Source organism: Elusimicrobiota bacterium (genome assembly GCA_041660925.1).
GTDB lineage: Bacteria > Elusimicrobiota > Elusimicrobia > UBA1565 > UBA1565 > JBAZUV01.
On sequence record JBAZVI010000001.1, the window covers coordinates 273265 to 299746 of the forward strand.

Genomic DNA, 26482 nt, shown 5'->3' on the forward strand with positions numbered 1-26482 from the left:
TCACTTTCCCCCCCTCGCGCAACCGTCCCGCATAGGCCACATGATGCCGCCCGTCTGCCCCCGAGTCTCAGGGTCTTCGCGCGCGCAGGGATTACAATCACTCTTGAACGGAGGACGAACGATGACCCGAAAGCTTCCCGCCGCGATCCTCGCCGCCGCGCTCGTGCTGCTCTCCCCCGGCCTGCCGGCCTGGGAAGCGGCCGCGCAAACATTCTCCGTCGCCCCGGTGCACGGCGCGCAGGCGCCCTCCGCCGTCGTCGCGGCCCTGCCGGGCGCCCTCCCTCTCGGTACCGGGAACGCCCTGCGCTCGCTGACGGCGCCGCTCGCCCTCGGGCTGACGACGACCCTCTCGCAGAGCCCCGTCGTGAAGACCGCCGCGAACGCCGCCCCCCTCCAGGGGACGGATGTCCCGGCCGCGGTCGTGAAGGGAGCTCTCGCCGCGCAGAACCCCTTCGCGCGCGCCGCCCTGACCGGCAAGACGGAGAGCGCGACGCCGGCGGCCGCCGCCCTCCTCGCCGACCCCTCCTCCGTCGCCCCCTCCGCCGAGACCCTCGCGAACGCCTCCTCCGAAGAGGCGAGCGGGGCGACGAGCGCCGCGATGGCCCGCCTCCTCTCCATCCCCGAGACGAAGACGCAGGGAGCGGTCGCCGACCCCGTCCCGGTCCAGGGCGGCTGGAAGACCCTCGCGGCCCGCCTCCTCCCCCGCTCCTCGAACGCCTCCTACGGGGAATCGACCGTCCCGGCGCCCCTCTCGACGCGCATCTACGACTCCGTCGTGCGCCCGGCCTCCCGCATGGTCCTGGGCTCGGCGATCATCGCCGGCCTCAACGCCGCCTACGACTGGGTCCTCGCCGGCCTCGGGCTCTCCCCGACGACCACGGTCTTCCGCATCCTCAAGGGCGCCGTCATCCTCTGGGGCGTGGTCCAGTCCCTGAGTCTCCATGAGCTCGGCCACGCCTGGGTCGCGGAGCGGGAAGGCGACGTCACCCCGCGCATGGCGGGCCAGATGTCCGCGAACCCCCTGACCTTCACGAGCCCGGCCGGAGCGACGATGCTCATGGTCTCCTCGATGCTGGGCTTCCCCGTCGGAGTCTTCGCGACCAACGTCCAGCGCGACTTCTCCCTGACGAAGCACCGCGGGGCGATGGCCCGCCTCGCCGTGGCGGGCCCGCTCGTCAACCTCGCCCTCACGGTGGTCCTCGGAGGCATCGTCGTCGCGGCGAAGGCCTTCTTCCCGGCCCTCGTCGTCATGCCCTGGGCGGCCGGCTTCCTGCGCTCGCTGGCGATGCTCTCGCTGGTCAATCTCACCCTCGGGGTGCTCAACCTCATCCCGCTCGGCCCCCTCGACGGGCAGAAGGTCTTCCGCCGCTTCGTCCCGGAGAGCTGGCTGAAGACCTTCGACAAGTTCAGCGTGGTCATCGGCCTGGGCCTCCTGCTCCTCTACATGGTCTACAGCCTCGGCTCGACCTCCTATACGGCCGCGACGAGTCAAGGCGCCGGGACGCCCTTCGGCAACACGAACGACCCGTTCCTCATGAGCATCGTCGCCAACGGCATGATCCTCTGGGCGCTCGCGGTCCGACCCGCGTTCGTCTCCGCGAAAGCGGCGGTCAAGAAGTTCTTCGCCGACCGCCGCCTCCTCAAGGCCGGCGGCCTGCCGGTCCGCCTCTCTCTGAGCCGACTCAAGGGGAAAAGTCCCGTCCAGGCCTCCGCGTCCCTCTCCGTCGTCGTACCCTGGTCGGCGGACGCGTCTCTGCGCGAGCTCCTGCAGGGCGACTACGCGCTCATCGACCCCGCCGCCGCCGCCGCGCTTCCCGAAGAACGGAGGACCGCGAGCCGTCTCGACGACGGCTCCTCGGTCCGCATCGACGAGGAGCTCGCGGAGGGCGCGAGCGCCGGCCGCTGGCTCCTGCTCTCCAGAGAGGGCCCCATCGAGCGCTTCGTCCTCCTCCCGGCCGAGGCGCTCGGCGGGCCCGCGAAGGTCCTGGAGATCCTCCACACGCAGGCCGCGGCCGCGGCGATGGGCGGAAACGAGAAGGGCCGCCGGCTCCTGAGCCCGGCCGAGACGAAGCTCGTCGTCGGGCTCTCCAAGGAGCTCAAGGCCCCGGTCTACGAGCTCGACTTCGCGCCGACGAAAGGACTCCCCGCGCTCGCGCGCTACGCCCCCACGGAGCAGGGGAAGGCCTTCTTCCTCCGCCTCGACCTCATCGAAGCCGTGGCGAAGCTTCCGGAAGCGGAGCGCCCGGGAGTGGTCGGGCTCCTGACGACGTACCTCTCGGGGGTGCGCGCGACGATAGAGCGCGGGGTCGCCTTCGAGCCGGCCGACGCCGAGCTTCCGCAGCTCCGCATCGCCGCCGCCATCCTCGAGCGCGTCGAGCAGAAGGAAGCGGCCTCCGCGCGCTGAGAGGCCCCCTCCGCATAAGCCTCGGAGCCCCTCCCCGTCGGAGGGGCTCCTCTGCTATGATGGGCGCATGGACCTGCGCGCGGGGCTGGCCCGCCGCCGCGCCGCCGGGCTCCTCTCCCCCTGGAAGGTCGACCGCGAGAGCGTCCGCTACAACCTCCAGCCCGCCCTCGAGCGCCTCGCCGGAGAGAAATAGCGCCCCTCTCCCATCCCATGGGAGAGGGGAAAGCGCTCTCTGCGCGCGGGGTGAGGGGGCGAGGCCATTGCAGGCCTCGCCCCCGAAATTCTATAGTATCCTCGTCGTAGAAACCCCCAGGAGGACCTCCCAAGATGCCCGCGACCTGCTCCCGCAAACCCTGCGCCTCGTCCGCCAAGCCCATGAAGATCGGCAAGATGGTCTACTTCTTCGGCGGCGGCAAGGCCGACGGAAACGAATCCATGAAGAACCTGCTCGGCGGCAAAGGCGCCAACCTCGCCGAGATGGCCGGCCATAAGAACCTGCGCCTGCCCGTGCCCCCCGGCTTCACCATCACCACCGAGGTCTGCACCTACTATTGGGCCAACCGCCGCAACTACCCCAAGGGCCTGCGCGAGACCGTCGAGGAGAACCTCCGGAAGATCGAGAAGCTCACCGGCAAGGTCTTCGGCGACGCCCAGAACCCCCTGCTCGTCTCCGTGCGCTCCGGCGCGCGCAAGTCGATGCCGGGAATGATGGAGACCATCCTGAACTGCGGCCTCACCGAGGGGACGATCCCCGGACTGGTCCGCAAGTCCAACGAGCGCTTCGTCTACGACGCCTACCGCCGCCTCATCACCATGTACGCCGACGTCGTCATGGAGAAGGCCGCGGGCATCGAGCCCAAGGACGACATGGGCATCCGCCGCCAGCTCGAGCGGATCATGGACGAGCTGAAGCAGCGCAAGGGCTACAAGTCCGACACCGACATGTCGGCCAAGGACCTCAAGACCCTCTGCACCCAGTACAAGGCGAAGATCCAGGAAGTCCTGGGCACGCCGTTCCCGGACGACCCGATGGAGCAGCTGTGGGGCTCGGTCGGCGCCGTGTTCGCGTCCTGGATGGGCAAGCGCGCCGTCTCCTACCGCCGCATCGAGGGCATCCCCGAGGCGTGGGGCACGGCCGTCAACGTCCAGTCGATGGTGTTCGGCAACATGGGCGACACCTGCGCCACGGGCGTGGGCTTCACCCGCAACCCCGGCACCGGCCACAACAGCTTCTACGGCGAGTTCCTCGTGAACGCGCAGGGAGAGGACGTGGTCGCCGGCATCCGCACCCCGGCCCCCATCAACGAGGACAGCCGCAGCGACCAGTCGAAGGGCCTCAAGTCCCTCGAGCAGGTCATGCCCGAGGTCTACAGGGAGCTCTTCGCCATCCGCAACCGCCTCGAGAAGCACTACCGCGACATGCTGGACATCGAGTTCACCATCGAGGAAGGCACGCTCTACATGCTCCAGTGCCGCGTCGGCAAGCGCAACGGCCCCTCGGCCGTGCGCATCGCGCTGGACATGCTCAAGGAGAAGCTCATCACGAAGGAGGAGGCGATCCTGCGCGTGACGCCGGCGCAGCTCGACGAGCTGCTCCACCCCATCGTGGACCCCAAGGCCGAAGCGACGAGCAAGGTCATCGCCAAGGGCCTGCCGGCCGGCCCCGGCGGCGCGAAGGGCATGATCGTCTTCACCGCCCAGGACGCCGTGAACTGGGCGAAGAACGGCAAGCAGGTCATCCTCGTCCGCGAGGAGACCAACCCCGAGGACGTCGAGGGCATGCGCGCGGCGCAGGCCATCCTGACGGCCCGCGGCGGCATGACCTCGCACGCGGCGCTCGTGGCCCGCGGCTGGGGCAAGTGCTGCGTCGTCGGCTGCGGAGCGCTCGAGGTGGACCTCCACAAGAAGACCGCGACGACCTCCGGCATCACCCTGAAGGAAGGCGACTGGATCACGCTCAACGGGTCGAAGGGCGTCGTCTACCAGGGCGAGCTGCCGATGCGCAGCGCCGACGAGGGCAACACGGAGCTCGAGCAGTTCCTGCGGCTCTGCAACGGCCTGCGGGCGCTCAAGGTCCGCGCGAACGCGGACACGCCCGACGACGCCGCTCGAGCCCGCCGCTTCGGGGCCGAGGGCATCGGGCTCTTCCGCGTCGAGCACATGTTCTACGGCAAGGGCGCCGAGCAGCCGCTCTTCAAGCTGCGCAAGATGATCGTGTCCAAGACGCTCGAGGAGCGGCGCGCCGCCCTCAACGAGCTCTTCCCGCACGTGAAGAGCGACATCAAGGCGACGCTGAAGGCGATGGCCGGCTTCCCGGTCACCATCCGCACCATCGACCCGCCGCTCCATGAGTTCGTCCCGCACGAACAGGAGAAGCTGCGCGAGCTGGCACAGTCCCTGAACATCGACATGTCGGAGCTCGAGAAGCGCGCCCACGGGCTGCGCGAGAGCAACCCGATGATGGGCCATCGCGGCGTGCGCCTGGGGATCACCTACCCCGAGGTCACCGAGATGCAGGTCCGCGCCATCTTCGAGGCCGCGGCCGAGCTGCTCAAGGAGGGCGTCAAGACGCTCCCCGAGATCATGATCCCCGTCGTCTGCGTCGAGACCGAGCTCAAGCACCAGTACGAGCTCATCGCGCGCGTGTACGCCGAGGTGTGCAGGGCCAAGGGGATGAAGACCATCCCGCACATGGTCGGCACGATGATCGAGATCCCGCGCGCGGCGCTGCAGGCCGACAAGATCGCGGGCGAGGCGCAGTTCTTCTCCTTCGGGACGAACGACCTCACCCAGATGACCTTCGGCTTCTCGCGCGACGACACGGGCGGGTTCATGGGCGACTACCTGGAGAAGAACATCCTCCCGGTCGACCCGTTCCAGACCCTCGACCAGGCCGGCGTGGGCGAGCTCATCCACCTCGCCGTCCAGCGCGGCCGCCGGGTCCGCAAGGACCTGAAGGTCGGCATCTGCGGCGAGCACGGCGGAGACCCCGCCAGCGTGGAGTTCTGCCACTCCGAGAACTTCAGCTACGTGTCCTGCTCGCCCTTCCGCGTGCCGATCGCCATCCTGGCCGCGGCGCAGGCCGTCGCCAAGGGAAAGAAGCGGTAAGCCCGGGCGGCGCAAAGAACCCCGGCGGGGCGCAAGCCCCGCCGGGGTTTCTCTTTGCTTCCGCCGGTTCAGCGCGGCGGCAGCGCGGCCAGAGCCTCCCGCCATTCTTCGTCGGTGACGCCCAGCGCCTTGCGAGCCGACTCGAGCCGGTAGGAGAGCCCGGGAGGAAGCCCCGGACTCGACTGGGCCAGCCCCGGCAGCACGGCCTCCTTGAGCGGAGGCCCCATGCGCTCGAGTTCATAGAGCGCGTCTCCCTGGAGCTCCTCGTCGCCGCCGCGCAGGAGGAAGAGCAGGGCGGGGACGCCGTCGGCCCCGAGCGAGCCCAGGAAATGCGCTCCGTCCCGCCGGAAGTACAGCCGCTCCGCGCTGGGCGTCCCGTCTCGCGAGGCGACCAGCGCCCGGGCGACCGGTTCGGCCGCCGGGGCCGCCGCCGGGCCCGACATCCAGAGCTGATGGACGGCGCCCCAGCGGACGAAGAGGTCGTCGCGTTCGAGCGCCGCGACAAGGGCGCGGACGGCCTCCTCCCGGCGCTCCGGCGGCAGTTCGGAGACCCTCCCGGGGATGCGCGCGAACTCCCGGACGCTCCCGTCGGCCCGGATCGTGAGGAACAGCTTCTGGAAGTAGTTGAAGGTCATGAGCATGAGGAGGATCGGGAGCGCGACGGCGAGGGCCGCCTTCCCCAGCGCCCCGACGCCTTCCCCCTTCGCCTTGCCCGCCGCGGTCACGACCGCCATCCCGATGACGAAGGGGATCCCCAGCGCCCACGCCCGGCCGTAGGCCTGCCAATGGTAGGCGGCGACGAGCGAGAGGACCAGCGTCCCGAGCGCCGCCGCGATCCGGGCGGCCTCGAACCAGCCCCGGCGCCAGCAGAAGGCGAACGCCGCCCAGGGGACGATCAGGTACAGCCAGGGGAGGGTGTCCATGCTCCGGAGTATAGGCCGCTTGCGCGTCGAAGGCAAGCGGGCTGAAAGAGACGGCGAGCGGCCCCGAGAGAAGTCGAGGGGCCGCCCGCCGGTCCGCGGAGAGGTCCTGCGGCTACTCGGCCCGGATCGCTTCCAGCCGGAGCGAGGCGGTCCCGAGCGCCTTCGCGAAGGCGAAGGTGTCGCGCACGAAGTCCTTCTGCAGCGCCTCGAGCATGATCTTCTCGGCGGTCGTCGAGGCCTTCGCCTTGCCGAGCTCGTAGGCCTTCGCCTGGAGCTCCTCGAGGCCCTTGGAGGCGCCCGTCTGCGCGCACTCGCGTCCGAAGGCCGTGAGCTGCTCGTCGGTGTAGGCGGCGTCGAGCTGGGGCTCCAGCGTGCCCCGCAGGTCCTTGAGCGACTTCGCGATCGCATTGAGCTGCTCGCGCTCGCGGATGGGAAGGACCTTCGCCTCGGCGACGATGACGACGTCGCCCTGGGACGCGGAGGCCTTGAGCAATGCGGGGAAGTCGGTGTAGGCGAACTCCGCGAAGCCCGCGGCGGAAGCCGCGAGGGCGCCGGCGGCGACCAGGACGAACGTCAGAGCGAGACCTTTCATCGTGAATCTCCCGGCCGCGGCGTTCACCGCCGGACGGCCGCACACATCCTAGCTCGGGACGGACGCGACCGACATGAGCCGTTGCGGCCGAGGCAAGACGACATTGGTCCTAGCGCGGATGCTTTACAACGCGTCGGAGACCGGGAACCTGCGGTTCCCGGTGCGCAGAAGCCATCGGGATGGCTTCTCGGATGAGGGAGCCATGGACCCATGCGGGGACCGAGCATATTGACCCTCCCCGGAGCCGTCGGGATGGGGTATCAATATGACGATGCACCGGAGCCTCCTCGCGCCGCTCCTCGTCCTCCCGCTGCTCGCCGCGGGCTCCGCCCGCGCGGCCGAGCCCTGGCTCGCCGACGGCGCCTTCCTCCGGGACCTCTCGATCCTCCAGCAGGGCATGGCGGAGCGCGTCGCCGCCTCCCGCGTCGTGCGCAAGGCCGCGCGCCAGCTCGAGAAGGAGGACGCCTTCCGCATGGTCCTCTCCGAGCTCGAGGGCTCGGGCGTCCCGGAAGAATACGTCCGCGCCGTCTTCTTCGAGCCCGGACCGCAGGTCCTCGAGGAGGTCGTGGCCCGCTTCTCCTCTCCGGGCATCGTGCGCACCGACGAGGAGCTCCGGCAGATCCTCGAAGGGCGCATCGCCCGCGGCGCGAGCTTCTACCTGGAGAACAAAGCCCTGCTCGCGCGCATCGTCGAGCGCTACGGCGTGGACCCCTTCCTGCTCGTCGCCGTCGCCGGCGTCGAGTCGCGCTACGGCGCCCGCGCGGTGCAGTACCCGGTCTTCGACGCGCTCTACACCGCGCTCCTGCGCGTGAAGGGCCGCGCCGACTTCGCGGCGCACGAGCTCGCGGCCCTGCTGCGCATCTGCCGCGCCGAGGACATCCACCCGGGGAGCATCGGAGGCTCCTACGCCGGCGCCTTCGGCTTCACGCAGTTCATGCCCTCCTCGTTCCTCGCCTACGCGGTGGACTTCGACGGGGATTCCAAGCGCGGCTGGACCTCCTGGCCGGACGCATTGGCGAGCACGGCCAACTACCTCCGCCAGAACGGCTACAAGCCCAAGGGCGGGTTCAGCCGCGGAGGAGCGGTCTGGAAGTCGATCTACGCCTACAACCACTCCGACAAGTACGTCCGCGAGGTCCTGAAACTCCGCTCGGACATCATCCAGCGGCTCCCGCCCGAGGAGCGGCCGGCGCCCCCTCCCGCCCCCAAGAAGCCCCCGAAGAAGAAGCCGACCCACCGCCGGTAAGCCGGGGATTTCCTAAGATATCCGCATGGAGAAGGAGAAGGACCGCCCCATCCCCCCCCTGCGCGGAGACGTCGAGCCCGTCCCGGTCGACGCCGAAGGACGCAAGATGTTCGCCCTCCACGACCCCGAGGGGATCGCGCGGCGCACCGTGGCGCTCTCCCCGGCGGGCATGGCGCTGGCGACCATATTCGACGGCCGGCATACCGCGGAGGACATCCGGACCTTCCTGCGCGAGCGCATGAAGGTGGAGCTGACCCTCGAGCAGATCCTCTCCATCGCGCTCGAGCTCGAGAAGGAGGACCTCCTCGAGACCGAGAAGGTCCTGCTCGCGCGCAAGCGCATCCTCGACGAGTTCCTCCAGAACCCCGTGCGCAAGGCGACGCTCGCGGGCTCCGGCTACCCGGAGAAGCCCTCCGAGCTCTCCGCCCTCTTCGCGAAGCTGATGGTGGAGGACGCGCGCGGGCCGAAGAAGCCCGTCCCGGAGAAGCCCACCCGGAAGGCCCCGCCGGTCGGCCTCGTCGCGCCCCACATCGACTTCGAGCGCGGCGGTCCCGTCTACGCATGGAGCTATCAGGCCCTCTCCGAGTGCCCGCCGCCCGACCTCGTCGTGGCGCTCGGCGTCGCGCACGCCTCGCCCGACTCGCCGTGGACGCTCACGCGCAAGGACTACGACACGCCCTACGGCCCCATGAAGACGAGCCCTGAGCTCTACCGGGACTTCAAGGACCTGCTCTGGTACGACCCCGCGGCCGACGAATGGGTCCACCGCCGCGAGCACTCCCTCGAGTTCCAGGCGCTCTGGCTCAAGTCGCTCTGGGGCGAGAAGGCGCCGCCGTGGCTGCCGGTGCTCGTCTCGAGCTTCGAGCGCTTCTGCACGGACAAGGCCCCCTCCTCCATCGAGACCGTGGAGAAAGCCCTCTCAGCGCTCGGGACGCGGCTGGCCAAGCGCGCGAAGAAGGGGCGGATCATGATCCTCGCCGGGGTGGACCTCGCGCATGTCGGGCCGAAGTTCGGCGACGAGCTCGAGCTCACCCCCGAGCTCCGCAAGAAGATCGAGGCGGAGGACCGCGCGACGCTCGCGAAGGCCCTCGCGCTCGATGCCGACGGCTTCTACCTCTCCGGCTCGGGGGACGGCGCCTGGCGGCACCTCTGCGGGCTCTCCGCCCTCTACACCGCCGTGCGCTGGATGAAGGCCCTGGGCGCCCAGCCCGGGACCCTGCTGGGCTACGCGCAAGGCGACGATCCCCAGGGCGGGGTCGTGTCCTTCGCCTCGGCCTATTTCCCCACGAAACTCGACGCCTGAGCGTCGAGTGTTCGGCGAACGAGTCCACTCATTCCATGAAACCGACCCCAAGCGCCGTTATGCGCGGGAGGAGTACGCGGACGCAGGCACTTGCTACAATCATCGGATGGTGCCCCCCCCCCTCACGCGTCTGGCGTTGATTCTTCTGCTCTCGCAGTCCGCGGCATCTCTCGCCTTGGGAGGCTCCTACCCCGCGACGCGGACGGTCGAGGTCTCGGAAACTTTCCACGGGACCGAGGTGAAGGATCCCTACCGCTGGCTCGAGGAGATGACGTCCGAGGAAGTCCATCGGTGGGTGCTCAAGCAGAACGAGGCCGCTCGCGCCCTCATCGACCAGGTCCCGGAGCGCGAGCGAATCCGCAAGCGTCTCACCGAGCTCTGGAACTACGAACGGTACTCGGTCCCGGAAAAACACGGCAAGCGCTACTTTTATACCCACAACTCGGGTCTTCAGAACCAACCCGTATTCTTCGTGTCCGAAGACCTGCGGAATCCCGAAAAAGTCCTGCTCGATCCCAATACGCTGAGCCCGGACGGCACGATCTCCGTGAGCAAGACCTCGGTCAGCCGGGACGGCGAACTGTTCGCGTATGCGCTGAGCCGCTCCGGCTCCGACCAGCTCGAATGGAAAGTCCGGGATGTCTCCACCGGCAAGGATTTGCAGGACTCGATCCTGAAGTCCAAGCATGCGCCGGTGCGCTGGGCTCATGACGGCAGCGGTTTTTATTACCTCAAATTCGAAGAATCCGGCATCAACCGTCTGTACTTCCATCTCCTGGGCGCTCCGCAGGTGGAGGACAAGATCGTCTACGAGCATCCCTCGAACAAGAAGGATTACATCACACCGCAGATTTCCGAGGACGGCCGCTATCTGATCCTCTTCGTGCACGGCGGGAGCAGCAAAGACACGAGGGTCTACTTCGCCGACCTGAAGGCCTCCGGAGACGCTCCCAGGGTGCTCCCGATCGTCGAGAAAGCCGAGGGCCGTTTCTCGTTCTTGGGGAACATCGGCGCCCGTCTGATCTTCCACACCTCGCTCGACGCGCCACGCGGCAGGATCGTTTCCATCGACACCTCCGCCGCTCCCTACGGATGGAAGACGCTGGTGGCCGAGGGCGCCGACACGATCCAGGAGGCCCGGCTCGTCAACCATCGTCTCATCCTCGCCTACATCAAGAACGCGACCGCACGGCTCCGAGTGTTCGACGAAAATGGCAAGCCGACTCGCGACGCCGCGCTGCCGGTGCCGCTTTCCGGCATCTCCGCGCTGGTCGGCAACCCCTCGGACGAGCGCGCGTTCTTCCAGATCACGAGCCTGACGACGCCCTCGTCGGTGTTCAGCCTCGACCCGATCAGCGGCGAGGCGTCTGCGGTGTGGAAGCTCAAACTCCTGTTCGAGCCCGGAGATTTCACGGCGACCCAGGTGTTCTTCACGAGCAAGGACGGGACGAAGGTCCCGATGACGATCGCCCGCAAGAAAGGCGTCCCCCTCGACGGCTCCGCTCCGACGATCCTCTACGGCTACGGCGGGTTCAACTACATCACTCCGCCCTCGTTCAGCGTGCGCAACATCCAATGGATGGAGATGGGAGGGATCTACGCCTACGCCAACATCCGAGGAGGCGGCGAGTACGGTGAGGCGTGGCACCAGGCCGGCATCAAGACCCGCAAGCAGAACGTCTTCGATGATTTCATCGCGGCCGCCGAATGGCTGATCGCCGGCAAGTACACCTCGACCCCCAAGCTCGCCATCTCCGGCTCCTCCAACGGCGGGCTTCTGGTCGGCGCGTGCATGACCCAGCGGCCGGACCTCTTCGGCGCCGCCCTCCCGGACGTGGGGGTGCTGGACATGCTCCGCTTCCAGATGTTCACCGAGGGGCCCGAGTGGACCGTGGACTACGGGGAGATCGCCAAACCCGAGGAGTTCAAGGCGCTCCTCGCTTATTCACCTTACCATAACATCCGCCCGGGGACCGCGTACCCTCCCGCCCTGATCACCGCCTCGGAGTCCGATGACCGCGTCGTCCCCGCGCACAGCTACAAGTTCGCGGCCCGTCTTCAGGCCGCGCAGTCCGGCGAGAACCCCATCCTGCTCAGGATCGAGACCAAGGCCGGACACGGAGCGGGAACGCCCACCTCGAAGATGATCGAGAAGTCCGCGGACGTCGGGGCGTTCCTGATCAAAGCGCTCAATATCAAGAGATGAACCGGCGCCTTCATACGGTGCCTGGGGTCAGCTGAGTGGAAGCAGTGGAACTCTTCGGGCCTTGCGTCGAAATCCATCATCAACAGCCAACCAGAGGGCTCACGAAAGCCGACGCCTGAGCGTCGAGTCTCGTGCTAGAGCGGGACAGCGATGCGGCGGCGGCGCTCGTAGCGGACCGTCTCCGTGTAGCCGCATTCGCGCGCGAGTTCCCGCGCGCGGACGAAGCCCCGGGACAGGTTCTCCGCCTCGTGGGCGTCCGCGTTGATGACGATGGGGATGGAGCGCGCGCGGGCCTCGCGCAGGAGCGCGGCGCTCGGATACGATTCCTGCGCCGGAAGGTACCAGCCCGAGGTGTTGATCTCGATGGCCATGTCCGCCGCGGCGATGGCGCCGAGCGCCGACCGCGCCCCCCGCGAGACCGCCTCGGAGTCCCGACAGCCGAAGCGCTTGGGCAGGTCGAGGTGCGCGGCGAAATCGAAGACCCGGCTCTCGGCCATCTGCCGCACGAGCTCCCAGTAGAGGTCCCACTTGGCCTGCCGCTCCTCCGGCAGGAGCTTCTCCCAGTCCTCCCGCGAGGAATCCACCATGAAGCCGCCGGCGAAGTGCACCGAGCCGATGACATAGTCGAAAGGATGGGCCTCCAGCATGGGGCGCAGGCGTTCGACCGTCTCGGGGAAGAAGTCGGCCTCGAGGCCGAGGCGCAGAGTCGGCTCGGCGCTCCGCGCGGCCTCCTGGACCTCGCGCACATAGGCGCCCAGGCAGTCGTAGGTCATCCCCCAGCGGAAGACCTTCCCCTCCGGATGGAGGACCAGGTGGTCGGAGATCCCGACCTCGGTGAGCTTGAGGACGCGCGCGGCCTCGAGGAGCTCCGCGATGTCCTGGCGGCCGTCGCTGAGGACGGTGTGGTTGTGATAGGAAGTGGCCATCAGCCGCCCTTGGCCGCCAGGATCCCCGCGAAGACCAGCGCTCCCTGGAGGCAGGCGAGCGTCAGGGTGACCTTCAGCCCCAGCATGAGCGCGTGGCCGATGGAGGAGATGCCGAAGAAGAGCGCGAAGAGGAGGCAGAGGACGAAGCCGACCGTCGCCCAGGCCGAGACGTTGTAGAGGTGGGCGAGCCGCTCGCGCTTGGGCGAGCGCTCCCAGGCGGTCATGAGGGAGTCGGCGGGCGCCGCCTTCTCGCGCAACTCCTCGGCCTTCTCCCGGGCGGAGTCGAGCGCGTCCTCGGCGGCCGACTGGAGCTTGCGGAAGCCCTTGCGCTCGTGGAGGCGCTCATAGACCGCTCCGCCCGGCGCGAGCACCCAGCGCTCGTAGGCCGCGCCCGCCTTGCCGTGCGGAGCCCAGGATAGGAGGGCGGCGCTCGAGCCCGCGGCGGCGCCCGCGCAGACGGCGGCGGCGACGAGCGAGTGCAGAAGGTGGCTCTTCATAAAGGAGATTATGCCGATTCCGGCTCCCCGACGCCATAGGGCCGCTATATCGCCCCATCTGAGCGATAAAACCTCAATGGTGCCTGACGTCAACTTATGCGACTTTTGGGGAGGGCGTCCGGCTGAACAAGTTGCGAAAGGCAACGTCCGACGCCGGAAAAGAGAGCCGGGGCCGTACGGGCCCCGGCGCTCTTGCGGCGTCGAACGGAACCTACTGCCAGAAGTAGAGGTTCGCCTGCCAGCGGTACTCAGGGAGGGATTCGGGGGCGATGGGGTGCACGCGCACCGCGATCATCTTCTTGCCCATCTCGACGAGGAGCCCCTGCCTCTTGGCCACCTTCACGTCGAGCTCGTCCTGGGTCCGCCCGATGAGGCTCACCATGCCGAGCTCGGGGCCGATGTACACCCGCATCCAGTCGCGCGGCTTCTGCACGACCTGCAGCGGGAGGCCGGCGAGGGCGTCATCGTCGATGTCCTCCCCGTAATGGAGGATGCGCACGAGCTTCTCGTCCTCGGTCCGCGCCTCCTTCTTCGCAAGGTAGTAGACCGACCAGGTCGGGAGCATCCCCTCGAGTTCCTCGCGCCAGGCGGCGACCGGCTTGAGGCCGGCCTTCTCCATCGCGGCGACGGTCATCTCGCGGTTGGCGAGGAGGTCGGCCGGGTCCTTCGGCTTGAACTGCTTCGGGTCGGCCATGAACTCGCGCAGGACGAGGCCCTGCGGAGCGTCGTACGGAAGGGTGTAGATCCCGTGCTCGAAGGTCGGACGCCCGGCGCTCAGGCCCGCCGAGGCCAGGACGCGCGTCCAGAGCGCGACCGCCTCCTGATACTGCTCCGGGGTGTCGGCGAAGCCGATGAGCTTGTCGGTCCCGCAGCGCGGGAGCAGATGGACCGCCGTGACGAGGTCGCGGGGCTCGCCCGCGACGACGGGAACGCCTTCGGCCTTCGCGGCGGCGACGGCCTTGAAGCCGGGGTAGGAGAAGCCGGTCGAGCCGAGATACGGCGCGCTCGCGGCCTGTGCGGACGCCGCGGCGAAGAACAGGACGGCGACGAGGGTCTTCATGCGCTCTGCCTCCGAGGTCGAGGACCTCGAGGTCATTATAGCACCGGAAAGGCCCTCTTGGGCCCTAGGGCCCAGGCCGCGCCTGGGCCCTAGGAGTCCGTCCGAGTAATAGCGTATTCCCCGGAGGCCCAAGCCTGAGCCGTGCGCAAGGCGCGACGAGCGAGCATAGCCCCGCTATGTGAGCGAGGAGCAACGCGGCGCACGGCCGGGATGGGGCCTCCCGCTCTTCCTCAGAAGTCATGGGAGGAGCGGGTCGCGCGCTATCGGGCTGCGACGGCGTCGCTCGTCGCTTACATAGCCGCAGCTATGCGCGCTCCTCGCTCCTTGTCTCGCTCCAATAGCGCGCGACCGGAGAACATGCTATTACTCGGACGGACTCCTAGGGGACGCTCCGTCCCCTCAGCGGGCCGAAGAGAGGAGGATCCTCTCCGGCTCCGCGGCGGTGGTGAAGCGCCAGCTCACCCCGCCGAACACGCTGACGCCCGAGGCGGGGGTCACGAAGCGTTCCACGACACCCGCGTTCGTCGAGAGGATGCCGCGGACCGGGAACTTCCGGTCGAGCACGTTGCTCCCCTTCACGAAGAGCCGCCAGGGCCCGCGCTCATAGACGCCGCCCAGGCCGAGCGTGCAGTAGGCCGGCAGTTCCGCCTCGTCGTTGGCCTCGTCGCCCAGCAGATGCTGGCCGCCGACGCAGAGGCCGTCGGCGGAGGCGGTCCAGCCCTCGGCCGGGTGGACGCCGACCCCCGCGGAGATCCTGTGCTCCGGGACCATGGGGAGGCGGTCCCCTTTATGGACCTGCTGGGTGACCGGCTGCCACAGGGAGTCGACCCACGGGGCCTTGTCGAGCGTCAGGTCGGACTGGAAGGTCGCGCGCGTGTAGGCGTGCTCGAGATGCGCCTCGAGCGTGCGGCCCCAGTTCCCCTTCAGCCCCCACTCGACGCCGAGGTGCCTCGTCGCCGAGATGTTGATGTTGCGCCCGTAGCCGTTGACGGGGTCGAAGACCGGGTAGATGTCGTCGAGCACGTCCTCCCGGTAGGCCGAGACGCGCAGACTCGCGGAGTCCCCCAGGAGCGCCTTGCCGCCGACCTCGTAGTTGCGGGCCTTGACGGGCTTGAGGATGCTCGTGGAGAAGGGCCCGATGGAAGAGACCTCGTTGACCGTCGGCGCGCGGAAGCCCTCCGAATAGAGGACATAGGCGCTGAGCGCGTCGCCGGCCGTGAAGTTCAGCCCGGCCCGGGGGTTCGTCCGATGGAAGGATTGCCGCCCGGAGTTCCCCGGCGTCACCCGGTCGTCGTAGTGCACGCGCGCCTGGTCGTAGCGGACGCCGGCGCTCAGCGAGACGCGGTCGGCGACGAGGTCCTGGACGTGCTCGGCGAAGAGCCCGAGCGACTCGTCGCGCGCGCGCGTATCGCTGCGGTAGGGGAAGCCCCCGAAGTCTCCCCGGCTCGAGGACTCCGCCTCGCTGCGGGAGAGCTCCACGCCCGCCGTCGTCACGCCGCGCCGCTCGAGGACCTCGGCGTCGCGGCTCAACTGGCCGGTGAGCCCCTGCGCCTTCATCGCCGCGAGCGACTCGGTCAGGGAATTGCGGCCGCGGTTGAGCGGCGTCGCCTCCCGGCGCTGGCGCAGATAGCCGTTGACCGCCGCGGAGAGGTCCCAGGGCAGGGCCTGGCGCTGGTTGTAGGTGAACATGTCCAGCTTCGCGACCGTGTCCACTTCCGAGACGTTGACGGTCGGGTCCTGCGCCGCCTCGCCCGAGGTCAGCGAACCCGGCTGCTGGAGCCGGTCGTCGGCCCGCGTGTAGGAGACCGCGAGGTCGGAGCGCTTGTCGACCCGGTAGCCCAGCTTCGCGAAGAGCGTGCTCACGCCCGCCTCCGAGTGACGGCGCCAGCCGCCGTCGTGCTCCTTCGACGCGGAGAGGAGCCAGTCGATGCTCCCCGCCGTATCGGAGACCTGCGCCCAGCCCTTCTTCCTCCGATGGCTCCCGAAGCCGTAGCCGGCCTCGGCCTCCAGGTCCTTGCCGCCGCGGCGCGTCGTCACGACGACGACGCCGCCGAGCGCGTTCTTGCCGTAGAGCGTGGACGGCCCGGGATGCACCTCGACGCGCTCGACGTCCTCGAGGGGGATGAGCTGCCAGTTGACCTGCCCGAGGTCGGCCTCGTTGACCCGGACGCCGTCGACGACGACGGCGACGGCCGGCGCGGGCTGCGCGTTGAAGCCGCGCAGGTCGAGGGTCGGCTGGAAGCCGTTGCCGATGCTGTCGAAGGAGTTGACGCCGGCCTGCGCCGAGAGCAGCTCCGCGAGCGAACGGGCGCCGGAGGCCCGGATCGCCTCGCGCGTGTAGACGGCGACGCTCCCCGGCACGCGGGACTCGTCGAGCGGGGCGTCCGGGAGGCGCGCGGCGCCGAGGATCTCCCGGCGGACGGATTCCGGCTGGGCGGCGAACGACGCGGACGCGACCTCGACGGCGCGGACGGGAACGGCGGCGGCCAGGACGAACGAGAGGACGGCGGCGATGCGCTTCTTCATGTACGGCCTCCAGGCAACAAAAAACCCATCCTGCGGGGGATGGGCGATAGCGGACGACGGAAAAGCCGTCGTCACAGGGTCCATTTCTCCTTCCCGCGAAGGCACGACGAGCTTCCCGGCGGTCGACCGGACTAGCCGCGGCGCGAGCGCTTCAGACGCTCACGCGCGGATCACCGTTGCGGGGCAGCCCCGGGATCTCACCGGGTTCCTCCGCCAGGAAGGCACGGCTCAAAGAACGGACGGCGCACGAGTGTCGCAAATACGGGGGAAGCCGTCAAACAGAGGCGTCAACCTTTGACGAGCGCGACGGCGCCGAGCACGACGGCGTCGTCGCCGAGCCGGGAGCGCACGACGCGGCAGGGGCCGACCTTGCGGAAGAGCGGGTCCTTCGCGATGCGCGCGCGGATGACGGGGAGCAGGAAGTCGCCGCAGGCCTCGACGAGCCCTCCGCCGAAGACGAAGACCTCGGGGTCGAAGGCGTGGCGCAGGCTCACGCAGGCCTCGCCGAGGCGCTCCGCGGCGGCGCGCAGGACCGCGCCGACCAGCGGGTCCCGGCGGCGCAGCGCGCGCGCGAGGACCTTGCTCTTGACCACGTCGAGCTTGCCGCCGTTGAGAGCGAGGATGTCGGAACGGCGGCCGGCGCGCACGCCGGCGCGCAGTTCGCGCTCGACGGCGGTGCGGCTCGCGTAGGCCTCGAGGCAGCCGCGGGCCCCGCAGCCGCAGCGCGGACCGGAGGGGTCGAGGACGATGTGGCCGAGCTCGGCGCCCGCGCCGTGGGCCCCGACGAGGAGCTTCCCGCCGCAGACGACGCCGCCCCCGACGCCGGTGCCGGGGAAGATGCCTACGAGGTCGTCGACGCCCTTGCCCGCGCCGAGCCAGCGCTCGCCGAGCACCCCGAGGTTCACGTCGTTGCCGAGCGCGACCTCCGTGTCGAAGCGGCGCTCGAGCTCGCGCGCGATGGGGTAGCCGGCCAGCGCGATGTTCGGGGCGACGAGGACCTTCCCCGCCCCGGCGTCCACGATGCCGGGGACGCCGACGCCGATGCCTTTGAGCCGGCGGGGCTTGAGGTCCGCGTCGCGGATGACGTCGCGCACGGTGCGCACGAGCACGCGCACGACCTCGGCCGCCCCGCCCCGGCGCGGGGTGGAGGCCTTCTCCCAGGCGAGGATCTTCCCCGCGGGGCTGACGAGCCCGGCGGCGATCTTCGTGCCGCCCACGTCCACGCCGACGTAGAAGCCCTTGCTCATTCCGGGATTATAGCAGTAGACTCTCGCCGATGCCGACTCAAAAGACGATCGCGATCGCCGGCGCGAGCGGGTTCATCGGCCGGGCGCTGCTCGACCGCCTCACCTCCGACCCGGAACTCGCCGCGCTCTGGCGCCCCGTGGCCCTCACCCGCGGCGCCCCCTCCGGCATCTACTCGCGCGGGGGGCCCGTGGACTGGCGGCGCTGCGACCTCTTCTCGCTGCTGCAGGCCGAGAAGGCCCTGCGCGGCTGCGACGCGGCCGTCTACCTCGTCCACTCCATGCTGCCCTCCGCGCACCTGACGCAGGGCGCCTTCCAGGACATGGACCTCATCCTGGCCGACAACTTCGCCCGCGCCGCCGCGGCCGCGGGCGTCGAGCACATCGTCTACGTGGGCGGGCTCACGCCCGAGGGCGCGGAGCTCTCCGCGCACCTGCGCAGCCGCCGGGAGGTCGAGGAGACGCTCGGCTCGCGCGGCGTCCCCGTGACGACCCTGCGCACGGGCGTCGTCATCGGCGCCAACGGGACCTCCTGGGGCATGCTCTCCCGCCTGCTCCGGCGCCTGCCGGTCATCCCCTGCCCGCCCTGGGCGCACACGAAGACCCAGCCGGTGGCCCTCGACGACCTGCTCGACGCGATCGTCTTCTGCCTCCGGAACCGCGCCGAGAAGAACGCCTCTTTCGACCTCGCCTGCCCCGAGGCCCTCACCTACCGGCAGATGCTGGAGCGCTCCGCCGCGCTCCTCGGCCTGCGCCGCCGCTTCGTGGACCTCCCCCTGAAGGGGACCTTCTTCTGCAAGCGCTGGCTCTCGTGGGTGTCCGGCTCGCCCCGGGAGCTCGTGGACCCCCTCATCGACAGCATGCGCTACCCGATGGTCGCGCGCAGCCTCGTCCTCCAGCAGGCCGAGGGCCGCCCCCCGACCCCGTTCGATGAGGCCGTGCGCCGCGCGGTCGCGGCCGAGGCCGCGTCGCCGCACCCGAGGCGGCGCGCGTACCTGCCCCCCGCCGAGCCCGACGTGCGTTCGGTCCAGCGCATCCCCCTGCCGCCGGGGCGCAGCGCCCACTGGGTGGCCGAGCAGTACGGGGCCATGCACCCCCTCCTCTTCCACATCCCGATCCGCGCCGAGATGGACGAGAAGCGCGACGTGCGCCTCTACTGGTTCTGGCCCCGGGCCCTCCTCCTCGAGCTGACCTTCGCCCACGACCGCAGCCCCGACACCGACCGGCAGGTCTTCTACATCACCGGGGGCCTGCTCGCGCAGAAGACCCACCGCGCCGCCTCCCGCCCGCGCATCGAGTTCCGGGAGACCCTCGGCGGGCGTTATGTGCTCGCGGCCCTCCACGACTTCCGCCCCACCCTGCCCTGGTTCCTCTACAACCTCACCCAGGCCCGGCTGCACCTGTGGACGATGCGCCGCTTCGCCCGTCGGATCTCCTCGGGCGGCAGCTTCGCGTAGACGCTCCCGCCGTTCCCGCGCCGCCCCGGCGGCCGATATTGTTAGAATAAGCCCCATGAAAGCCCCCACCGCCCCCCTTTCCGACCCCGCCCTCGACGCCGTCGAGACCCTGCTCGCGAAAGCCGCCGCCGAAGGCCGCAAGGCCCTCAGCGAGGTCGAAGTCTACGCGGTCTTCGACCTCCTCGGGCTCGAGACCCCGAAGCGCGTCGTCCTCCGCGCGGAGGACTCCGTCGAGAAGGCCCTCTCCGCGGTTCCCGGAGACCGCCTCGTCTTGAAGGTCTCCTCGCACAAGGTCCTGCACAAGACCGAGTCGGGCGGCGTGAAGGTCTGCGCGCGCGCCGAGGCCTCGAAGGCCGTATCGGCCATGCGGAAGGCCTTCCCGGACGCCGACCTCCTCGTCTGCGAGTTCGTCGAGCACGCCGCCTTCTCGCTGGGCCAGGAACTCATGCTCGGCGCCCGCGCCGACGCGGGCTTCGGACCCCTGCTCACCCTCGGCGTGGGCGGGACCGACGCCGAGGCGCTCACCGCGCGCCTGCGTCCCGGGACCTCCCCCGCCGTGATGCCCCTTTCGCTCGCGGCCGACTGCGGCGGCTGGGCGGCCTTCCTCCGGGAGGCCTGGGTGTGGGGCTACGTCGCGGGGACCGTGCGCGGCGGAAAGCGCCTCGCCGAGGACGCGGCGATGCTGCGCTGGCTGGAGGGCTTCGCGCGCCTCCTCTCCCGCTTCGACGGCCGCGCATGCCGCTGGCGCATCGACGAGGTCGAGGTCAACCCCCTCGCCGTGAGCCGCGGCCGCATCGTCGCCCTCGACGGCGTGCTCCGCTTCGGCGAGGGCGCGCCGCGCGAACGCTCCCGCCCGTCGGACCGGGCGGTGCGCGGCCTCCTGAAGCCCGCCACCGTGGCCGTCGCCGGCGTCAGCGAGAAGAAGATGAACATGGGGCGCATCATCCTGCGCAACGTGGTCGAGGCCGGCTTCCCGCTCGAGAAGCTCTACGTCCTCAAGGACAACGCCGCGCCCATCGAAGGGGCGCGCTGCTTCGCCCGCCCCGCGGATTTCCCGGAGCCGGTCGACATGTTCGTGGTCGCCGTCCCCTCCCCCGAGGTGCCCGCCCTGCTGGAGGAGGCCGGCCGCTCCGGGAAGGTGCGCGGCGTCGTCCTCATCAGCGGCGGCATGGGAGAGAAGAGCGGCAGCGAAGGGGTCAAGGACCAGGTCCTGAAGTCGATCGCCGACGCGCGGCGCTCGGCGCCCGACTTCGCCGTCAGCGGAGGCAACTCCCTGGGGATCGTCTCCTCGCCGGCCAAGGTCAACACCTTCTTCATCCCCAAGGAGAAGCTCGTCATGCCGGTGCACGAGGACCCCGCGCTGGCCCGCACCGCCTTCATCAGCCAGAGCGGCGCCTTCGTCATCTCGGTGGTCAGCCGCAACCCCTGGCTCAAGCCCGCCTACTGCGTGACCGTGGGCAACCAGATGGACGTCACCGTCTCCGACTACGTGGACCAGGCGGTCGACGACGACTCCCTGCGCGTCCTCCTCGTCTACCTCGAGGGCCTGCAGCCCGGCGACGGCCTGCGTCTGGCCCGCGCGATCCGCCGCGCGCGCGCGGCCGGGAAGACCGTCGTCGTCTACAAGGCCGGCCGAACCCCGACCGGCCAGAAGGCGGTCATGGGGCACACCGCCTCCATCGCCGGCGACCACGTGGTCACGACCGCCGTGCTCGAGCGCGCCGGCGCCCTCGTCGCCGAGACCTTCGACGACTTCGACGACCTCGCCCAGCTCGCCTGCTTCTGCGGGAACTTCAAGGAGCTCGGCGCCGAGGTCTTCGCTCTCAGCAACGCCGGCTTCGAGAGCGCCGGGATGGCCGACAGCATCCTCCCCCACGGGCCCATCCGCGCCGCCGACCTGGACAAGGAGACGACGGCGCGCATGGAGGCGGCCCTCAAGGAGTTCAAGCTCGACGGCATCGTCGACGCGCGAAACCCCTTCGACATCACCCCGATGGGCGCCGACGAGCCCATCGTGCGCGTCTGCGAGGCGGCGCTCGCCTCCCCCAGGGTGGGGGGGGCGGTCGTCGCCATCATCCCGCTGACCCCGGCGATGAAGACGCTGCCGGCCGAGGGCCTCGACGCCTCGGTGCCGGCGCGCCTGGGAGCGCTCGCGAAGTCCGCGGGCAAGCCCGTGCTCTTCTGCGTCGCCTCGGGCGCGCTCTACGACCCCTACGCGCGCCTCGCGCAGGAGCGCGGCCTGCCCGTCTTCCGCGCCGCCGACCGCGCCCTGCGCGCCTACGCGCGCTATCGCAGCTGCCGCAAGGACTGAGGAGAAGCCCATGGCCAAGAGCACCCTGAAGCCGAAGACTCCCGTTCTGCCGCAGTCGCCGCCGATGTGCCGCGAGGAGCGCAACGGGCTCGGCGCCGACGACATGCGCCAGTCCTTCCAGGAACGGCGGACCTTCTCCATCGCCAAGGACGAGTACACGGCCACCCCGCACGACGACTACATGTCGACGGCCCTGCTCGTGCGCGACCGCATGATCGAGCGCTGGATCAAGACCCAGCAGCGCTACCACAAGCAGAACCTCAAGCGCGTCTACTACCTCTCGATGGAGTTCCTCATCGGCCGCCTCCTCGGACACGGCGTCACCAACCTCGACATCGAGACGCCCCTGCGCGAGGCGCTCAAATCCTACGACGTGAACCTCGACGCCCTCTACGAGCGCGAGCCCGACGCGGGCCTGGGCAACGGCGGCCTCGGCCGCCTCGCCGCCTGCCTCATGGACTCCATGGCCTCGCTCGGCGTCCCCGCCAACGGCTACGGCATCATGTTCGACTACGGGATCTTCAAGCAGTCCATCCAGAACGGCTACCAGGTCGAGCACGCCGACAAGTGGCTGAAGCTGGGCAACCCCTGGGCCATCGCCCGCCCCGAGTACACCATCCGCGTGCGCTTCGGCGGACGCTCGAACCACTACACCGACAAGGACGGCCGCCGCGTCGCCGAGTGGGTGGACACCGAGGACGTGCTGGCCATGCCGCACGACATGCCCATCCCGGGCTTCCGCAACGACGTCGTCAACACCCTGCGCCTGTGGTCCTCGAAAGGCACCGAGGAGTTCGACCTCGACGTCTTCAACCACGGGGACTACGTGAAGGCCTACGACCGCAAGATCTCCTCCGAGAACCTCACGAAGGTCCTCTACCCCAACGACAGCTTCTCGGCGGGCGTGGAGCTGCGGCTCAAGCAGGAGTACTTCCTGAGCGCCTCCTCGCTGGCCGACATCCTGCGCCGCTTCAAGGTCCACAACCCGGACCTGCGCGACCTGCCCGAGCAGGTCTGCATCCAGCTCAACGACACCCACCCCGCGCTCGCCATCGCCGAGCTCATGCGCATCCTGCTCGACGACGAGAAGCTCGACTGGGACACCGCGTGGACGATCACGACCGGGGTCTTCGCCTACACGAACCACACCCTCATGCCCGAGGCCCTCGAGACCTGGTCCGCGGCCCTGCTCGGCCGCCTGCTGCCCCGCCACCTCGAGATCATCTTCGAGGTCAACGCCCGCTTCCTGCGCGAGGTCGCCCTGCGCTGGGTCGGCGACACGGACCGCCTGCGCCGCATGTCGATCGTCGGAGAGGACGGGGAGAAGCGCATCCGCATGGCCCACCTCGCGGTCGTGGGGAGCTTCTCGGTCAACGGCGTCTCGGCGCTGCACTCCGAGCTCCTGAAGACCACGCTCTTCAAGGACTTCTTCGAGCTCTGGCCCGAGCGCTTCAACAACAAGACCAACGGCGTCACCCCCCGGCGCTGGCTGCTCGAGAGCAATCCCCCGCTCGCGAGGATCCTGACGAAGTCTCTCGGCGAGGGCTGGCCCGTGGACCTCGACCGGCTCCAGAAGCTGCTCCCCCTCCAGGAGGACGCCGCCTTCCGCGAGGAGTGGCGCAAGGCCAAGCGCCGGAACAAGGTCCGCTTGGCGGCGATCATCGGCGCGCGCACGGGCGTGAGCGCGGACCCCGACGCCCTCTTCGACATCCAGGTCAAGCGCATCCACGAGTACAAGCGCCAGCTCCTCTTCGCGCTCTTCCTCGTCCACCGCTTCCTGCGCATCAAGGCCGAGCCCAACCGGGACTTCGTGCCCCGCGTCGCCCTCTTCGGCGGCAAGGCCGCCCCCGGCTACGGGATGGCCAAGCTCATCATCAAGCTCATCAATTCGGTGGGCGGGGTCATCAGCGCCGACCGGGGGATCCGGGACCGCCTCAAGGTCGCCTTCCTCGAGGACTACAACGTCTCGCTGGCGCAGAAGATCGTCCCCGCCTGCGACCTCTCCGAGCAGATCTCGACGGCCGGCACCGAGGCCTCGGGCACCGGGAACATGAAGTTCATGATGAACGGCGCCCTCACGATGGGGACGCTCGACGGGGCCAACATCGAGATCGCCGAGGCGGTCGGGCCCGAGCACTGCTTCATCTTCGGCCTGAAGGCGCCGGAGGTGGTCCAGCTGCGCGCCGCGGGCTACCGGCCCGCCCACTACGCCGAGCGCTCGCCGGAGCTGCGCGAGGTCCTCGACCTCATCCGCTCCGACTTCTTCTCCCAGGTCGAGCCGGGGCTCTTCCGTCCGCTGGTGGACTCCCTCCTCAACGACGACCCCTACCTCGTGCTCGCCGACTTCGAGGACTACGTCCGCGCCCAGGACGAGGCGGACCGGCGCTGGCGCAAGACCGACGCGTGGACGAAGTCCTCCATCGTCAACACCGCGATGTCGGGCCGCTTCTCGAGCGACCGCACGGTGCGGGAGTACGCCAAGGACATCTGGGACGTCCAGCTCCTGCCCTGCGCGCAGAAGGGCGGCCGAACATGAGCACCGTCCTCCTCCTCGTCGTCTCCAACACCTTCATGACCCTGGCCTGGTACGGCCACTTGAAGCATCGAGGCGCACCGCTCTGGCTGGCCATCCTGGCGAGCTGGGGGATCGCCTTCTTCGAGTACTGCTTCCAGGTGCCGGCCAACCGCTGGGGCTACGGGCAGTTCAGCGGCTACCAGCTGAAGATCATCCAGGAGGTCGTCACCGTCTGCGTGTTCGTGGTCTTCGCGTGGGCCTACCTGGGAGAGAAGCTCCGCCTCAACCACGCCCTCGCGCTGACCTTCGTCGTCGCGGCGGTGGTCTGCGCCTTCTGGACCCCCGCGCCCCGCCCGGCCCCTCGAGCGCCGGTCTCGACGCATGCGGACGCCTCCGACCGGGCCCCGATCCCGGCGCACAACGGCTGAGAAGAACGCCCTTGCGAGGGGCAGAGGCCCCTGCTACAATCCGGGTATGGCCTACAAGGTCCTGGTCGTCGACGACTCTCCGATGTCCCGCGTGCTCCTCACCGAGATGCTGAGCGCCCTCGGCCACGAGATCGTCGGCGAGGCCGAGAGCGGGCAGGCGGGGCTCGACGCCTTCAAGAAGCTCCGGCCCGACCTCGTGACCCTCGACATCTCCCTGCCCGACATGGACGGGCTCGCGGTCCTGCGCGAACTGCGGCACATCTCCCCCTCCGCCCGCGTCGTCCTCGTCAGCGGCAACGACCAGAAGCGCGTGCTCGACTACGCGAAGCAGATGAAGACCCCGCTGGTCAGCAAGCCCTTCGAATCCAAAGACCTCGCCTCGGCCATCGACCTGGCCTTCGGCAAGCGCCCCGCGTGAACGAGATCTTCACCGCGGACGAACTCTCCTTCCTCTCCAAGCTCATCGAGGCCGGCGTCCAGCTCAGCGGCGAGCGTCTGGCCAAGCTCTCCGGGACGAAGTGGAACGTGGTCTCGGCCAGCGTCGAGGTCGTCCCCATCGTGCGCGCGCTGAGCATCTTCCACAACGAGCCGGTCCTGCACATCGGCGCGCACATGCGCTCGCAGTCCCTTCTCCCGCTCGAGTTCCTCATGCTCTTCCCGGACTGGAGCGCCGAGCCCATCGCCGACGTCATCACGAAGGCCTCTCCCGCGATGAAGGCCCTCCCCGAGCGCAACAAGGTCATCGTGGGGGAGATCGCCAACATCCTCGGCCAGGGCGTCGTGAAGGCGATGGCCGACACCTTCAACCTCTCCATCATCCTCTCGGTCCCGCAGATCTCGACGGGGCGCAAGGCCGAGCTCACCGTCGGCGTGCTCGAGAAGTTCGACGGGCGCAAGGACACGGTCGTGCTGACCCACGTCGAGATGTACGCCGACACCCTCTCGGCGGTCTGCAGCATGCTGCTCATGCTCGACGCGGCGGTGGTCAAGCGCCTCATCACCCTCGCGAACAAGCCCGAGAACGCCTGAATGAGCCGCCGCGTCCTGCTCCTCACGCTGTCCGCCGCCCTCCTCCTGCCCGGCTGCGCACGCCTGCGCCGGCGCGTCCATAAGGGCCCCGAAGCCATGCCGGCCTCCTTCGAAGTCCGCCGCAGCACCGTCGCGGCCCACTTCATCGCCCCGCCCTTCACCGTGAACCCCGAGGACCCCGCCGCCCCCTTCCCGAGCGAGTTCTTCGTGGACTCCGGCCGGGTGCTCGCGGGCTACCGCCAGGCGCTCCTCAAGGACCCGGGGCTCAAGACCGCCTACGACGGCTACTTCCTGAAGAAGGACAGCACCTTCGAGCAGCTCTGGAAGAGCACGAAGCGGCAGGCCGACCGCGCCACCGACTGGCTGATGCTCTACCCCCCCACCGCGCTCCCGCTGGGGACCTACCGCGCCGTCCGCGGAGCCATCGGGCAGGGAGAGCGCAACTACGAGCGCGAGTTCTCGAAAGAGGACGAGATGGCCGCCGAGGTCCGCCGCGACTTCCGCTACGCGCTGGAGAAGGTGGCGCGCGAGTCGCGGGTCCAACGCGTGACCGACGCCTCCGCGGCCGGGCTCCTCTACGTCGACCCCTCCTGGGACCTCACCGACCGCGTCACCGAGACGCTCATCGCCGCCAAGAAGGCCGAACTCGCCGCCCCCGCCCCCGAAGAGCCGCCCCCCGCCCCGAAGCCCTGAAACAGAGCCGCCCC

19 protein-coding genes, 1 pseudogene and 1 riboswitch are annotated in these 26482 nt (G+C 69.6%); of the genes and pseudogenes, 13 read left to right on the forward strand and 7 right to left on the reverse strand.

From position 1 onward, the window contains the following. The first annotated feature begins 121 nt into the window (after positions 1-121). From WC969_01115 to ppdK, 3 genes are all read left to right on the forward strand, one after another. On the forward strand, positions 122-2404 hold the full coding sequence (locus tag WC969_01115; GenBank protein ID MFA6028430.1) for a site-2 protease family protein: 2283 nt from the start codon (positions 122-124) through the stop codon (positions 2402-2404). Between the two features lie 67 nt (positions 2405-2471). Next, a complete protein-coding gene (locus WC969_01120; protein MFA6028431.1) occupies positions 2472-2597 on the forward strand; it encodes a hypothetical protein in 126 nt (41 codons plus the stop codon). Positions 2598-2731: 134 nt separating this feature from the next. After that, positions 2732-5512, forward strand: a complete 2781-nt coding sequence (gene ppdK, locus WC969_01125; GenBank protein ID MFA6028432.1) for a pyruvate, phosphate dikinase — start codon at positions 2732-2734, stop codon at positions 5510-5512. Positions 5513-5580: 68 nt separating this feature from the next. Here the strand turns inward: ppdK and WC969_01130 are convergent, their stop codons facing one another. After that, complete coding sequence (locus WC969_01130; protein MFA6028433.1) at positions 5581-6435, reverse strand: hypothetical protein; 855 nt, start codon at positions 6433-6435, stop codon at positions 5581-5583. Between the two features lie 112 nt (positions 6436-6547). Continuing rightward, positions 6548-7027 (reverse strand): hypothetical protein, encoded by a 480-nt coding sequence (locus WC969_01135; GenBank protein ID MFA6028434.1) that lies wholly within the window; start codon positions 7025-7027, stop codon positions 6548-6550. Between the two features lie 271 nt (positions 7028-7298). On the opposite strand from WC969_01135, the gene WC969_01140 reads away from it, so the two are divergent. The 3 genes from WC969_01140 to WC969_01150 all read left to right on the forward strand — a co-directional run bounded on the left by WC969_01140 (position 7299) and on the right by WC969_01150 (position 11782). After that, complete coding sequence (locus WC969_01140) at positions 7299-8273, forward strand: lytic murein transglycosylase (protein MFA6028435.1); 975 nt, start codon at positions 7299-7301, stop codon at positions 8271-8273. A 25-nt stretch (positions 8274-8298) separates the two neighbouring features. Further along, positions 8299-9576, forward strand: a complete 1278-nt coding sequence (amrB, locus tag WC969_01145) for an AmmeMemoRadiSam system protein B (protein MFA6028436.1) — start codon at positions 8299-8301, stop codon at positions 9574-9576. Positions 9577-9682: 106 nt separating this feature from the next. Then, positions 9683-11782, forward strand: a complete 2100-nt coding sequence (locus WC969_01150; protein ID MFA6028437.1) for a prolyl oligopeptidase family serine peptidase — start codon at positions 9683-9685, stop codon at positions 11780-11782. Between the two features lie 134 nt (positions 11783-11916). On the opposite strand, the gene WC969_01155 is transcribed toward WC969_01150, so the two are convergent. From WC969_01155 to WC969_01175, 5 genes are all read right to left on the reverse strand, one after another. Beyond that, a complete protein-coding gene (locus WC969_01155; GenBank protein MFA6028438.1) occupies positions 11917-12708 on the reverse strand; it encodes a histidinol-phosphatase HisJ family protein in 792 nt (263 codons plus the stop codon). Next, a complete protein-coding gene (locus WC969_01160) occupies positions 12708-13205 on the reverse strand; it encodes a hypothetical protein (GenBank protein ID MFA6028439.1) in 498 nt (165 codons plus the stop codon). Before WC969_01160 ends, WC969_01155 begins: the two co-directional genes overlap by 1 nt. Positions 13206-13416: 211 nt before the next feature. Further along, a complete protein-coding gene (locus tag WC969_01165) occupies positions 13417-14265 on the reverse strand; it encodes a hypothetical protein (protein MFA6028440.1) in 849 nt (282 codons plus the stop codon). Between the two features lie 399 nt (positions 14266-14664). Beyond that, positions 14665-16791, reverse strand: coding sequence for a TonB-dependent receptor (locus tag WC969_01170; GenBank protein ID MFA6028441.1), 2127 nt, complete (start codon positions 16789-16791; stop codon positions 14665-14667). Positions 16792-16912: 121 nt separating this feature from the next. Beyond that, positions 16913-17000: riboswitch (cobalamin riboswitch) on the reverse strand. A gap of 78 nt (positions 17001-17078) precedes the next feature. Then, a complete protein-coding gene (locus tag WC969_01175) occupies positions 17079-18038 on the reverse strand; it encodes an ROK family protein (protein MFA6028442.1) in 960 nt (319 codons plus the stop codon). A 29-nt stretch (positions 18039-18067) separates the two neighbouring features. Between WC969_01175 and WC969_01180 the strand changes: the two genes are divergently transcribed. The 7 genes and pseudogenes from WC969_01180 (at position 18068) to WC969_01210 (ending at position 26468) form a co-directional block, all read left to right on the forward strand. Beyond that, a complete protein-coding gene (locus WC969_01180; protein ID MFA6028443.1) occupies positions 18068-19492 on the forward strand; it encodes an NAD(P)H-binding protein in 1425 nt (474 codons plus the stop codon). A gap of 55 nt (positions 19493-19547) precedes the next feature. Beyond that, entirely contained in the window at positions 19548-21803 is a 2256-nt protein-coding gene (locus WC969_01185) for an acetate--CoA ligase family protein (GenBank protein ID MFA6028444.1), read from the forward strand. Positions 21804-21813: 10 nt separating this feature from the next. Continuing rightward, a complete protein-coding gene (locus WC969_01190) occupies positions 21814-24339 on the forward strand; it encodes a glycogen/starch/alpha-glucan phosphorylase (protein MFA6028445.1) in 2526 nt (841 codons plus the stop codon). After that, positions 24336-24641, forward strand: a pseudogene (locus tag WC969_01195) (DMT family protein). The gene WC969_01190 and the pseudogene WC969_01195 overlap by 4 nt, the downstream one beginning before the upstream one ends. Before the next feature lie 151 nt (positions 24642-24792). Beyond that, a complete protein-coding gene (locus tag WC969_01200; protein MFA6028446.1) occupies positions 24793-25164 on the forward strand; it encodes a response regulator in 372 nt (123 codons plus the stop codon). After that, positions 25161-25775 carry a hypothetical protein gene (locus tag WC969_01205; GenBank protein ID MFA6028447.1) on the forward strand — a complete coding sequence of 205 codons (615 nt, stop codon included), beginning with the start codon at positions 25161-25163 and terminating at the stop codon, positions 25773-25775. Before WC969_01200 ends, WC969_01205 begins: the two co-directional genes overlap by 4 nt. After that, positions 25776-26468, forward strand: a complete 693-nt coding sequence (locus tag WC969_01210) for a hypothetical protein (GenBank protein ID MFA6028448.1) — start codon at positions 25776-25778, stop codon at positions 26466-26468. Positions 26469-26482 lie beyond the last annotated feature (14 nt).